Here is a 12,117-nt window from a genome sequence, read left to right on the forward strand (position 1 = left end):
AGCCGACTGGAGGAACGCACATGATGCAGATCGAGACAACCTCGCGGAGCCCGCAGACCCGGGTTCGCCCGGTTCAGGTGCGCCCGGCCGGCCGCAGCGGCCGTCCAGGGTCCCGCGGGCCGCAGCCGTCACGGCCCGTCGCCGCGCCGCCGCGTTACCGCGGCACCGGAGTCCTGATGTCGAACGCGTCGCACCGGCCGCGTCCGATCACTCCGGTGACCACCGTGGCGCTCGCCATGATCGCGGCCGGGATCACGGTGTGGCTGGGATTCGTAGCGCACTTCGGCGGCATGCTGCACGCCGGGCCCGAGAAAGCCGCTGTTCAGATGCCTGACCAGCTGGCCGTCGTCCGGGTCGAGCCGGGGGAGACGTTGCAGCACCTGGCCGCCCGGGTGGCCCCGGACGCACCGACAAGTCAGGTCACCGCCCGCATCCGCGAACTCAACGAACTCCACTCCTCGGCGGTCACGGCCGGGCAGACGCTGATTGCGCCGGTGGGCTGAGCCGTTCACCAGCCGCGACACCCCGCGATGCTGGGCCGATGCCCGACCGCGCAGGTAGGCTCGGAGTGGATTGGGACACTCCCAAGTCCGTGCGGCGAAGGAGCGGCCATGCATTGCCCGTTCTGTCGGCATCCCGATTCGCGAGTCGTCGACTCCCGTGAAGCCGATGAGGGACAGGCGATTCGGCGCCGCCGCTCGTGCCCCGAGTGTGGCCGGCGATTCACCACCGTCGAGACCGCTGTGCTGGCAGTCGTGAAGCGCAGCGGTGTCACCGAACCGTTCAGCCGCGAGAAGGTCATGCGCGGGGTGCGGCGCGCGTGCCAGGGCCGGCAAGTCGACGACGACGCGCTCAGCCTGCTCGCGCAGCAGGTCGAAGACGCGGTGCGGGCCGGCGGATCGCCGGAAGTCCCCAGCAATGAAGTCGGCCTGGCAATCCTCGGCCCGCTGCGCGAGCTCGACGAAGTAGCTTATTTGCGATTCGCTTCGGTGTACCGGTCCTTTGAGTCCGCAGCGGATTTCGAGCGCGAGATCAAAGCCCTGCGCGCCCACCGGAAGGTCCCGGCGTCCGGTTGACCGAGGTCGTACTGTCGGACCATGACGCCGGTCGTGCAAACCCAGGTCTGTGTTGCCGGCGGCGGTCCCGCGGGCATGGTCCACGCTCTACTGCTGGCCCGCGCCGGGATCAACGTCACGGTGTTGGAGAAGCACAACGACTTTCTGCGTGACTTCCGCGGCGACACCGTGCATCCGAGCACGCTGCGGGTCATCGACGAGCTCGGGCTGATCGACGAGTTTCTGCGCCTCCCGCATACCAAAATCAACCGCGTCGTCTTCGACACCGACGGCAGCCTGCGCACCTTCGGAAACTTCAGCGCGCTGAAGTGGCTCGGCCTCAAGCAGCCGTACATCGCGTTGATGCCGCAGTGGGATTTTCTCGACTTTCTGGCTGAAAAGGCAAGCGCGTATCCGGAATTCACTCTGATCCGCAACGCCGAGGTCACCGATCTGATCGTCGACGGTGACCGGGTGGTCGGGGTTCGCACACCCGACTTGGAGGTGCACTCTCAGCTCGTCATCGGGGCGGACGGACGTCGATCAGCGGTGCGGGCCGCGGCCCGGCTGGAGCTGGCGGCCGCGCACTCACCGATCGATGTGTTGTGGTTTCGGCTGAACTGGCGGCCCGGCGACCCGCGAGAACTCATCGGGGTGCTGCCCCGCGGCTTGATGATGGCCATGATCTATCGCGGCGACTACTGGCAGGTCGCCTACCTGGTTCCGAAAGGCGAGAACCCGCGGGACGGTTCGCTGGAGGCGTTCAAGCAGCGGCTGGTATCGGTCCAGCCGCAGCTGGCCGAACACGTCGGTGATCTGCGTTCCTGGGATGACACCAGCCAGCTCGATGTGCGAGTGGATCGGCTCAAAACCTGGTGGCGCAAGGGTCTGCTCTGTATCGGCGATGCCGCACACGCGATGTCGCCGGCCGGCGGTGTCGGCATCAATCTGGCGGTGGCTGACGCCGTCGCCGCCGCCAACATCTTGAGTGGGCCGTTGTCGCAAGGACGCCTGACCGAAGCCGATCTGGCCAAGGTGCAGCGTCGCCGCGAGCTTCCCGCCCGGATCATCCAGGCCGGCCAGGTCTTCGTGCAGGACAATGCGATCGAGAAGAATTTGACCGGCCCTCTCGCGGATATCGGTCCCAAAATTTGTGGGACGTGGCCCGCTGCAGTTCATTCCGCCGATCATCGTCGGCCGGGGATTTCGGCCGGAGCGCGTCCGCACACCCGACGTGCACGCCGCCTGACGACTCGCAGCAGTCGATGCCGGCCGGTCTCGTCGCGGGGTTAGGCTGACGAGATGCCGCCCGACCTGCACCCCAACCTGAAGGCCCTGGCGCCCTTGCTAGGTAGCTGGCGTGGGCGTGGCGCAGGTGAATACCCGACCATCGAGCCGTTCGACTATCTCGAGGAAGTCACCTTCTCTCACGTGGGTAAGCCGTTTCTGGTGTACGGCCAGAAGACCAGAGGGGCGGCCGACGGCATGCCACTGCACGCCGAGACGGGCTACCTCCGCGTACCGCGTTACAACGAAGTCGAATTCGTGCTGGCGCATCCGAGCGGCGTCACGGAAATCGAGGTCGGCCGATACGTCGCCGACGGCGCCACGATCGAACTCGAGTTGGCGACGACGCAGATCGGCTTGACCCCGACTGCGAAGGAGGTGACGTCGCTCGGCCGGCGCTTCCGCCTCGACGGCGACGAGCTCTCGTACTCCCTACAGATGGGTGCCGTCGGGCAGCCGCCACAGCATCACCTCGCGGCTGTCTTGCATCGCACGACCTAGCTGATCTGTCGTACGCCGTCGTCGGCGACCCTACCGCCGACCCGCACCCATCCGTCTGGGCTGCAAGTGGTTTCGATGACCGAGCCCTGGCCCTGCGTGATGTGCAGATCGCGGCCGAGGTGATCGGTGATGCGGACTGCCGCGGAACCGGTCGCTTCGTCTTCAGCCACACCGAGATTGGCGGCGAACATCCGCGACCGCAGGGATCCGGCGGCATTGTCGGTCCACGTCCACAGGTAGTGCGCGACGTCGTCGGAGAAGTCGGCTGGGTCGGCCGCCGCAAGCTCGTCGACGCCGATCACATTGTGAATCGCGAACTCCGGCGACCACTCTGGGCGGGCACTGACGGCGGTGACGTCCCGGTCGTAACCCACTTGCAAGGGTCCGGCCGGTACCTGCAGCGTGTGAATCGGTGCGCCGACGGACCGCAACCACCATGCCGCTCCGACCGTTGGATGCCCGGCAAACGGTAATTCGGTCAGCGGGGTGTAGATGCGGGCGCGTGCGGTTGTTTCCCCTGGTGCGGGGAGGTCGACGAAAATGGTTTCGCTGTAACCCAACTCGGCCGCTATGTCCTGATGTCGACTCCCATCGACCGTCGCCGCGTCGACCACGCCGAGCGGATTACCGAAAGCCCCTGCCGCATCGGTGAATACTCGCAACACCGTGACGTCGACGCTCATGGCAGCGACTGTACGGTGTCGCCGTGATCAGGTGGCGCTGCGCTCGTCGGCGCCCATTGCTTCCAGTACCGCGACCCGCGTGTCGACCGATCCGGTGACAGTCTGTGCGCCGCCGCCGGTGCGGAGCAGTTCGCGAAGCGCGGTCTGGTCGTAGTCCGACGGCGCGGTGGTGTCGATGAAGCGCTGTAGGACCTCGATGAAGCGGTCGGGGTCGTCGTGGAATGGGAAATGCCCGGAGCGCTCGAAGATCTCGAGTTGGGAGCCCGGCATGGCGGCGTGGGCCATGTGTGCGTGGCTGATCGGAACGACCACGTCGTCGGTGCCCCAAATGATCTGCACGGGAACGGATTGCGTCAAATAACATCGGTCCAGCATGGTGACGCTCTGGCCGCGCCAGTCCACCACCGCGCGCAGAGTCCGGGTGAATGCCGCGGAGGCCATCGGTTCCGGCAGGCCGGTCAAGATTCGCAGCATGTCGGGTAAGTCGTGGCCGACCGCGGTGGAGCCCAACACCATTCCTGCCGCGCGTCCGAAGAGCTGCAATGCCGGCAGCACCAGCGGCAGCCGGAGCAGGGCCAGCGCCTCGCTGCCCATCGGCAGCGACGCCAGTCGCAGCATGAGGTGTACGTCCTTGGTCACGCCACCGGCGCCGACCAGCACCAGTCGTTCGACGAGTTGCGGGAACTGGTAGGTGAACTGCATCGCGACACCGCCGCCGAGCGAATGGCCGACCACGGTGACGCGTTCGATATCCAGGACCGACAACAGGTCGCGCATTCCGTTGGCGTAGGCCGCAATCGAATAGTCCGCGCGCGGCTTGTCCGATTGGCCGTGACCCAGCAGGTCTACGGCGATCACGGTAAACCGTTGCGCGAGTTTCGATTGCACGGTCGACCAGGTCGTCGAATTGTCGCCGATGCCGTGGATCAACAAGATCACCGGACCCGAGCCCGCGATACGAAATGCGCGACGATACCCGTGCACCGTCCGGAACTGCAGCTGCGGCGTAACCTCGCGCACCGAGCGAAGATTGGGCTTGCGCTGAGTCATGTCGCCAACTTCACTGTCGGGCTGGGAGACATCGGGGCCATTCCTCCTCGTCGCTACGCACTACATTGTCGTGGCCCCGGGGAGGGCGATCTAGATTGGTTCGTCGTCGTCGAACTTCTTGTCGGCCTGCTGCGCCAGGAAGCGCTCGAACTCCGCGCCGAGTTCGTCACCGCTGGGCAGATCTTCGTCCCGGCTCAGCAACGACCGATTCTCCTGCGCAGCAATGAAGGCATCGTACTGTCGCTCCAGCGCGGCCACCACTTGAGCGACATCTGTGCTGGCCTCGACCTGCTCGTCGATCTTGACCCGGACGTCGGCGGCCGCCTCGGTCAGTGCGTTGACCGGCAGCTGCAGCGACCCGGTCTTGGCGAGCTGCTCCAGCAACGCCTGTGCCGCCGCCGGGTAGTCGGTCTGGGCGAGGTAGTGGGGGACGTGGACGGTGTAGCCGACCACTTCGTGCCCGTGCTGCGCCATCCGGTACTCCAGCAGATTCGACGCACTGCCGGGGACCTGCACTTCGGAGATCCACGGGGTGAAGTCGGCGATCAGCTCGCGGTTGTTGGAGTGCGCCGTCAACGTGATCGGCCGGGTGTGGGGGACCGCCATCGGGATGGTGCCCAACCCGATGGTCTGGCGCACCCCGAGACGTTCGGCCAGCAGGCGCACAGCGGTGATGAACCGCTCCCACTTCAAGTCCGGCTCCATGCCCGCCAGCAGCAGGAAGGGTGTGCCGGCGCTGTCACGCATGGCGTAGAGGCTGAGCTCGGGATTCGCGTAGTGGGTGAAGCGATCGGTCTTGAACGTCATCAGCGGCCGCCGCGACCGGTAGTCGAGCAGATCGTCGATGGCGAACGAGGCGACCAATTCGGTGTCCAGCGTGTCTTTGAGGTGGCCGGCGGCCAGTTTGATCGCGTGGCCGGCATCGGAGAAGCCTTCCAGCGCATGCACCAGCACGGGCCCGCGTCCATCGGACAGCGACAACTGCGGCGCCGGGAACTCGAGTTCGTACATGCTGTTGTGCTCGGGTTGGTAGCGCCGATCCCGGTCGGGTGTGTCGGGGGGCTGATCGTGGCCCATCGCTGTTGCCTCCTCGCCACGGAACGGATCGCCGTCCCGTGTCAGTTAGTGTCCCTCAGAACGCCGAGCAGCGGATACCTGACCCGCTCGATACCGGCCTCCCGTGCTGCAAAACACGCGCGGTACGCACCGCATTCCTGGGATACCCGTATTGCGCCGCATCGAAATTGCCGCGCTGACAGCGTCGGTCGCCGCCCGGCCGCGCCGGATCGGGCATGATCGACGGCGATGCGATTTCTGGCAGCGGGGGTGGTGCTCAGCCTGGTAGTGGCCGGCTGCGGACATCCGGCGCAGTCCGCGCCGAGCACCGGCAGATCCAGCCAGACGCCCACCGGCACCGTCAGCCGGGTCATTGCCGCACCGGTGGATCCCGATCCACGGGTCGGCGCGTTCTTCCTGTCGGACAACGAGTTACATGCCTGCACCGGCTCGGTGCTGCATTCGCCGGCGGGCGATCTGGTTTTGACGGCCGCGCATTGCCTGATCACCGGCGCCTTGGCGCGATTCGCCCCCGGATTCGCCCGCGGAGCCGCGCCGGAGGACCTGTGGACCGTCGACGCCCTTTATCTGGATCCGCGTTGGCTGGCCACCAAGGATCCGCGGGCCGACTACGCGATCGTGAGGGTCAGCCGGCCCTCTGGCGGGTCGCTGGAGGCGTCGGTCGGCTCCGCGCTGTCGTTGGGCGCCGCCCCGCCCCGCGGAAGCCAGGTAACGGTCGTGGCCTACCCGGCGGGCGTTGGTGGGCTGCCGGTCGGCTGCCAGGTCACCACCGGAGTCAGCGACGGGGGTTTCCCGGAGTTGCCGTGCGCGGGCCTGGTCGACGGTACGAGTGGCGCGCCCTGGATCTCCGGCTCGACGGTGACCGGGGTGATCGGCGGGCTGCACGGCGGTGGTTGCGCTGAAAACCTGTCCTATTCGGCGCCGTTCGATGCACACACCACCGCGCTCTTGACGCGGGCCCAAGCGGGCGGTCCGGGGGACGTGTCGCCGAGCTCCTTCGACGACCAGTGCTGAGCCCCGAGCGCCGTTAGCGCAGCCCGGCCGCGAGTTGTCCACAGTCGCGGGCCGATGCACAACAAGGCGCCCGGGGAGTCGGCACCGCCGACGGGCTGACGGTGGCAGTTGTCAGCGTCAGGGCCATGACCAAGCAGCGACGTGACTTTGAACTCAACCAGCCCGGCGCCGTGATCGCCGCACTCCCAGCGGTGTTGGGTTTCGTGCCGGAACAATCGTTGGTGTTGTTGTCGATCGACAACGGCGAGCTGGGGTCGGTGCTGCGCGTCGACCTGTCCGACGCGGTCGCCGACCAGATCGGGCATCTCGCGGAGGTTGCAGCGGCCGCCGGCCCGGAGGCTGCCATCGCGGTGATCGTCGACGCCGACGGTGCCGGCTGCCCGATGTGCAACGACCAGTACCGCGACCTGTGCTCGTCGCTGACCGACGAACTCTCGCGCCGTGACATCGTGCTGTGGGCCGTCCATGTCGTCGACCGGGTGGCTGTCGGGGGACGGTGGCACTGCGTAGACGATTGCGGTGCGGGCGGCCTCGTGGACGATCCGTCGGCGTCACCGCTGGCAGTCGCGGCAGTGTTGGACGGCCGCCGGCTGTATGCGCGTCGGGCCGATCTGCAGGCGGTGATCGCGGCCGATCGGCGGGATCACGAAAGGCTGACCGCTCTGATCGCCGAGCGTGCCGCGCTGCGTTACGAGACGCGCCGCGCCGAGCCGGACGCGTGTGTCCGCCGCGACGTCGAGGACGCGATGGCGGCCGCCGCGGCGGTCGCGGACGCGCAGCAACTCTCCGACGGCCAGCTCGCCAGTCTGGCCTGTTCGCTGGACGACGTCGAGGTGCGAGACACGTTGTACGCCTTGGCGGTCGGGCACAGCGCCGGCGACGCCGAGTCGCTCTGGGCGCTGCTGTCACGCACCCTGCCGACGCCGTGGCGCGCCGAGGCTCTGGTGCTGCTGGCGTTCAGCGCCTACGCCCGTGGTGACGGGCCGCTGGCGGGGGTGGCGCTGGAAGCGGCGCTGCGCTGCGATCCGGGCCACCGGATGGCGGGAATGCTCGACCAGGCTTTGCAGTCGGGCCTGCGACCCGAGCACATCAGGGAGCTGGCGATCACCGGTTATCAACTGGCGGAGCGAATTGGCGTCCGGCTGCCTCCGCGGCGGCCGTTTCGACGGCGGGCGGTGTGAACCGCGCCGCGGCTCAGACCTTTTCGACCTTTACGGCGTGCGCCATCTCGTGCGGCAGGCCGACGTTCTCGTGGCCCGGGATGACAATCATCACGCCACCGGCCTGATTGGATTCGACGGTCACGCGGGCGTTGGGAACAACGCCGGCATCCTTGAGGCGCGTGATCAGGTCGATGTCGCCCTGGACGTGCTCGGTGAGCTGGCGCACCACCACCGCCACCGGCGGGCCGGCCGGCAGCTCGGTCAACCGCACCAGGTTGCCCTCGTCGGCGCCGAAGCCGTCGCCGATACCCAGGTCGGTGAGCCCCGGAATCGGGTTGCCGAAGGGTGACGTCGTCGGGTTGTTGAGCACCTTCATCAACCGGCGCTCGACGTCGTCGCTCATGACGTGCTCCCAGCGGCAGGCCTCGGCGTGGACTTCCTCCCACGGGACACCGATCACGTCGACCAGTAGCCGTTCGGCGAGACGGTGCTTGCGCATCACCGACACGGCCAGCGCGCGGCCTTTGTCGGTCAGCTCGAGGTGGCGGTCGCCGGCCACATGCAGCAGCCCGTCGCGTTCCATTCTCGACACGGTCTGGCTGACCGTCGGCCCGCTCTGGTCCAGTCTTTCGGCGATACGGGCACGCAGCGGGGTGACGCCCTCTTCCTCGAGGTCGTAGATGGTCCGCAGGTACATCTCGGTGGTATCAACCAGGTCGTTCATTCCGCACCCTCCATTGCCGCCGAGTCTACTTGTCCAGCTGCGCGAATGGTTCGCTAACACTCCAGCGCAGCAGTATGCCCGCCGCAGCTGCGGCGGGCATACATTCGATGCTGGTGCGGGTGGTCAGCTCGCGTAGGAGCGGAGCCGATCGGCCCGCTCGCCGTTGCGGAGCTTGGACATCACCTCACGCTCGATCTGGCGCACCCGCTCGCGGGACAGGCCGAAGAGCTTGCCGATCTGGTCGAGCGTGCGAGGCTGCCCGTCGTCGAGCCCGAAGCGCAACCGGATCACCTGATGCTCCCGCTCGTCGAGCGTGGAGAGCACGCTGCGGATGTCGGTGTGCAGCAGCTCGGCGATCACCGAGTTCTCCGCAGACATGGCCTCGGCGTCCTCGATGAAGTCACCCAACGGCGCTTCCTCTTCGGAACCGACCGGCATGTCCAGGCTGACCGGGTCGCGGCTGTGCTCGAGAAGGTCGTTGATCTTCTCGACGGGGATGCCGGACTCTTCGGCGAGCTCCTCGTCAGTCGCCTCGCGGCCGAGGTGCTGGTGCATCTCGCGCTTGATCCGGGCCAGCTTGTTGACCTGCTCGACCAGGTGGACCGGCAACCGGATGGTGCGGCTCTGGTCGGCCATGCCGCGGGTGATCGCCTGGCGGATCCACCACGTCGCATACGTGGAGAACTTGAATCCCTTTGCGTAGTCGAACTTTTCCATCGCGCGGATCAGCCCGAGGTTGCCCTCCTGGATGAGGTCCAAGAGCGGCATCCCGCGGCCGGTGTAGCGCTTGGCCAACGACACGACCAGCCGCAAGTTGGCCTCCAGCAGATGGCTGCGCGCCGTTTCGCCGTCGCGCACAACAGCTGCCAGGTCACGCTTGCGGTTGTCGCCGAGCCGCTTGCGGGTCTCCAGTAGGTGCTTGGCGTACAGGCCGGCTTCGATGCGCTTGGCGAGTTCGACCTCGTCGGCCGCATTGAGCAGAGCCGTTTTGCCGATCCCGTTCAGATACACGCGCACCAAGTCCGCGGCTGGGCTCTGAGCATCCAGATCGCTGTCCCGGCGGGTGGTGGCATTTGCCATGGCGGCCTCCTGATCGGCGTGAACTGTCATGGGGTACAACGACCCATTGGCAGAAGTAGTTCCCACGCAGAAGTGATCTCACACGCGCTGACGTGCGCGAATGTCCGGGAGCCCTGAGAAAGTACTGAGAACCGCTAACGAATACGAGTTATTCGGAACCGTCCCCGGTCGCGCGCGGCCATTCCGGTTGCGACGCTGAGCGACTGCGTCGTTCGATCGACGGACGCTCAGCGGTGGGGAACAGCGGAGTCCGCCGGCTCGGCCCGTCGAAACGGCGTGGTTCGTCGGCTCGGCGAGGCGGACGGTCGTTGGCGACCAACACAGCGATCCATGGCAGTGGGATCGACGCGGCGACGATCGCCAGCGAGATGAGGCCGTTGTGCCACAAGCCGTACGCGACGGCGGCCAGAAGCAGCGCCGGAATACGAAACGACATGATCGTCAGATACTTCCGCACGCGTTGACGGTGTTGGACTTCGTAGGAGGGTGCGGCGGCGGTGATAAGGATTGGTCGACCATCGTCGTCGAAACCCAGCTCTTGGCTGCGCCTCATCACTCCACTGTTGCACAACTTGGCCTAGGGCGGAGGAACCGGTTGCGGCACAATGTCTGACATGGACACCCAGACCATCGAGCGCACCGACACCGACGAACGCGTCGACGACGGGACCGACAGCGATACACCGAAGTTCTTCCATTACGTCAAGAAGGACAAGATCGCCGAGAGCGCTGTGATGGGCACCCACGTCGTCGCCCTGTGCGGTGAGGTCTTCCCGGTGACCAAGTCCGCCAAGCCCGGCTCGCCGGTGTGCCCGGACTGCAAGCGGATTTACGAAGCGCTCAAGAAAAGCTGATCTAACGCGGGTCGGGCTGTGACGGCTCGTCCTCGGTGGTGGGTGCCGCGACATCGTCGGCCACTTCCTTGGCGCGCCTGACCAGCCAGCGTCGCATGCGATGCGCGTGGGTTCGCGGCGCCGGCCACTCCTCCTGAATCGCGGCGTTGAACTCAGCGCCGAGCATCATCGCGAATCCAGCGAAAAAGGCGAACAGCAGAAACGCGATCGGGGTGGCCAGCGCGCCGTAGGTGTAGCCGGTGCCGGTGATGTAACGCAGGTAGATGCGTAGGCCCAGGGTCGCGACGACGAACGCGACACTGGCCAGGGCCGCGCCGAAGATCAGTCGGTGCGTGGGCAGCGGGTCTGGCAGGGCTACGCGGTACAGCAGCACGATGGCCGCGATCAGCCCAGCCAGCAGCGCCGGGTAGTAGCCGTAGGCCAGCACGTCTTGAAGTCCGTCGGGTATCAGGTCGGCCAGCTTGCGCGGGCCACGCACCATCAAAGGTGCTGTCACGATGACGAACAGCAGCGCCACAACGTAGAGGGCCAGCGCGTAAAGGCGCTGGCGCACCGGATGGCGTAGCGGCGTCTGATCGTGAGCCTCGACCACCGAATCCACGAACGCCGAAACGGCCGACGATCCCGCCCACAGCGAAATCAAGAATCCCAGCGAGACCACCTCGCCGCGAGCGCCCCGGTCGATGTCGGCGATGGTCGGCTCGATGATTTCGTGAACCACGCTCTGCGAGAAAATCTTGTTCGACATCGACACCAGGTAATGCTCGATGCCGGCCATCGTGTCCGGCCCGAAAACCGGTGCTACATAGGCGAGACTGCCCAGCATCCCCAGCAGCAGCGGCGGCAACGACAACGCGCACCAGAAAGCCGCTTGTGCCGACTCCGAAAAGATCGAGTCATCCCAGCTCTTCGACAATGCTCGTCGGGTAACACGCCAGAGGTGATGCCGCGAAGGTCTCACTGGATGGTCGGCCATGACCCGTTCAGGATGCGTGATGGACGCGGTCGCCGCCAGAACTGCAGGTGACGAGCCGCCTTGCTAAGCGTCGATGGGGTCGCCGCTGATTTCGAGCACGGCAGACATTTCGATCAACCGCGCCTCGTGCTCGCGGGCGTGGTGCTGGCAGAACAGGAGTTCTGCGCCGGAGGGCAGCTTGGCGCGAACCCGTGCAGCAGCGCTGCACCGATCGCACCGATCAGCCCGGGTCAGTTCAGGACTGGTCAACGTTGCGTTCATGGCTTCTCCGTTCTGCCTTCTCTACTGTCTCAGATGTCTGCGCTTTTGGCCGTCTTCACCGGCGGTTTACCGGCTGTGTCGTTTCTCACCTCGAACCGGTGGTTTAGTGACCGGGTTAGATGGCGATATGACTCAGTTGCCGTCGGTGCTAGTGCACCTGTGCTCTGTCGGCGATTGGACAAACGCGCAAACACGAGACGAGCTCCGGCCGGATTCGCTGGACGACGTTGGCTTCATTCACCTGTCGACTCCGGAGCAAGTGCATCTGCCGGGTAAGTCCCCTGGCGTGGTGGGGTTTCGGGGTCGGGGACTGGCCAGGCGAGAGTGCCGGGTGTGTCGTTGACGCTGTTGGGGTGGGCCATCGCGTAGTGGTCAGTGAGTTACCTACCAAA

At 66.3% G+C, this 12,117-nt stretch carries 14 protein-coding genes and 2 pseudogenes; 8 read left to right on the forward strand and 8 right to left on the reverse strand.

The window, feature by feature from the left end; genetic code table 11:
- Positions 1-23 precede the first annotated feature (23 nt).
- The 4 genes and pseudogenes from CYU59_RS15125 to CYU59_RS15140 all read left to right on the forward strand — a co-directional run bounded on the left by CYU59_RS15125 (position 24) and on the right by CYU59_RS15140 (position 2,843).
- Complete coding sequence (locus tag CYU59_RS15125; protein ID WP_292990991.1) at positions 24-503, forward strand: LysM peptidoglycan-binding domain-containing protein; 480 nt, start codon at positions 24-26, stop codon at positions 501-503.
- A 108-nt stretch (positions 504-611) separates the two neighbouring features.
- Entirely contained in the window at positions 612-1,076 is a 465-nt protein-coding gene (gene nrdR, locus CYU59_RS15130) for a transcriptional regulator NrdR (RefSeq protein WP_292990993.1), read from the forward strand.
- Between the two features lie 21 nt (positions 1,077-1,097).
- A pseudogene (locus CYU59_RS15135) lies at positions 1,098-2,304 on the forward strand (FAD-dependent oxidoreductase).
- A 53-nt stretch (positions 2,305-2,357) separates the two neighbouring features.
- Positions 2,358-2,843, forward strand: a complete 486-nt coding sequence (locus tag CYU59_RS15140; RefSeq protein ID WP_292990995.1) for a peroxynitrite isomerase — start codon at positions 2,358-2,360, stop codon at positions 2,841-2,843.
- Here CYU59_RS15140 and CYU59_RS15145 read toward each other — a convergent pair.
- The 3 genes from CYU59_RS15145 to CYU59_RS15155 all read right to left on the reverse strand — a co-directional run bounded on the left by CYU59_RS15145 (position 2,840) and on the right by CYU59_RS15155 (position 5,587).
- Positions 2,840-3,526, reverse strand: a complete 687-nt coding sequence (locus CYU59_RS15145; protein WP_292990997.1) for a PhzF family phenazine biosynthesis protein — start codon at positions 3,524-3,526, stop codon at positions 2,840-2,842. The two genes, CYU59_RS15140 and CYU59_RS15145, sit on opposite strands and share 4 nt — an antisense overlap.
- A gap of 27 nt (positions 3,527-3,553) precedes the next feature.
- The gene (locus tag CYU59_RS15150; protein ID WP_292990999.1) at positions 3,554-4,576 is read right to left on the reverse strand and encodes an alpha/beta hydrolase; all 1,023 of its coding nucleotides are present in this window, start codon (positions 4,574-4,576) and stop codon (positions 3,554-3,556) included.
- 90 nt (positions 4,577-4,666) lie between these two features.
- A complete protein-coding gene (locus CYU59_RS15155; protein WP_292991035.1) occupies positions 4,667-5,587 on the reverse strand; it encodes a PAC2 family protein in 921 nt (306 codons plus the stop codon).
- Between the two features lie 294 nt (positions 5,588-5,881).
- Here CYU59_RS15155 and CYU59_RS15160 point away from each other — a divergent pair, with 294 nt between their 5' ends.
- Positions 5,882-6,667 carry a trypsin-like serine protease gene (locus CYU59_RS15160; RefSeq protein WP_292991001.1) on the forward strand — a complete coding sequence of 262 codons (786 nt, stop codon included), beginning with the start codon at positions 5,882-5,884 and terminating at the stop codon, positions 6,665-6,667.
- A gap of 125 nt (positions 6,668-6,792) precedes the next feature.
- Positions 6,793-7,848 (forward strand): DUF4192 domain-containing protein, encoded by a 1,056-nt coding sequence (locus tag CYU59_RS15165; RefSeq protein WP_292991003.1) that lies wholly within the window; start codon positions 6,793-6,795, stop codon positions 7,846-7,848.
- Positions 7,849-7,861: 13 nt separating this feature from the next.
- Here the strand turns inward: CYU59_RS15165 and CYU59_RS15170 are convergent, their stop codons facing one another.
- The 3 genes from CYU59_RS15170 to CYU59_RS15180 form a co-directional block, all read right to left on the reverse strand.
- On the reverse strand, positions 7,862-8,554 hold the full coding sequence (locus CYU59_RS15170) for a metal-dependent transcriptional regulator (RefSeq protein WP_292991006.1): 693 nt from the start codon (positions 8,552-8,554) through the stop codon (positions 7,862-7,864).
- Between the two features lie 123 nt (positions 8,555-8,677).
- Positions 8,678-9,664 (reverse strand): sigma-70 family RNA polymerase sigma factor, encoded by a 987-nt coding sequence (locus tag CYU59_RS15175; RefSeq protein ID WP_292991008.1) that lies wholly within the window; start codon positions 9,662-9,664, stop codon positions 8,678-8,680.
- 118 nt (positions 9,665-9,782) lie between these two features.
- Positions 9,783-10,187 carry a DUF3099 domain-containing protein gene (locus CYU59_RS15180; RefSeq protein ID WP_292991010.1) on the reverse strand — a complete coding sequence of 135 codons (405 nt, stop codon included), beginning with the start codon at positions 10,185-10,187 and terminating at the stop codon, positions 9,783-9,785.
- Positions 10,188-10,248: 61 nt separating this feature from the next.
- On the opposite strand from CYU59_RS15180, the gene CYU59_RS15185 reads away from it, so the two are divergent.
- Positions 10,249-10,488 (forward strand): DUF3039 domain-containing protein, encoded by a 240-nt coding sequence (locus tag CYU59_RS15185; protein WP_292991012.1) that lies wholly within the window; start codon positions 10,249-10,251, stop codon positions 10,486-10,488.
- Position 10,489: 1 nt separating this feature from the next.
- Here CYU59_RS15185 and CYU59_RS15190 read toward each other — a convergent pair whose 3' ends face one another.
- Both CYU59_RS15190 and CYU59_RS15195 read right to left on the reverse strand, forming a co-directional pair.
- Positions 10,490-11,464: a YihY/virulence factor BrkB family protein gene (locus CYU59_RS15190; protein WP_292991014.1), complete on the reverse strand. Its 975-nt coding sequence runs from the start codon at positions 11,462-11,464 to the stop codon at positions 10,490-10,492.
- 63 nt (positions 11,465-11,527) lie between these two features.
- On the reverse strand, positions 11,528-11,725 hold the full coding sequence (locus CYU59_RS15195) for a hypothetical protein (protein ID WP_292991016.1): 198 nt from the start codon (positions 11,723-11,725) through the stop codon (positions 11,528-11,530).
- Positions 11,726-11,852: 127 nt separating this feature from the next.
- On the opposite strand from CYU59_RS15195, the pseudogene CYU59_RS15200 reads away from it, so the two are divergent.
- Positions 11,853-11,996, forward strand: a pseudogene (locus tag CYU59_RS15200) (DUF952 domain-containing protein); the annotation flags it as partial.
- Positions 11,997-12,117 lie beyond the last annotated feature (121 nt).

This window comes from Mycobacterium sp. (assembly GCF_002863225.1).
In the GTDB taxonomy this organism is placed as follows: Bacteria; Actinomycetota; Actinomycetes; order Mycobacteriales; family Mycobacteriaceae; genus Mycobacterium.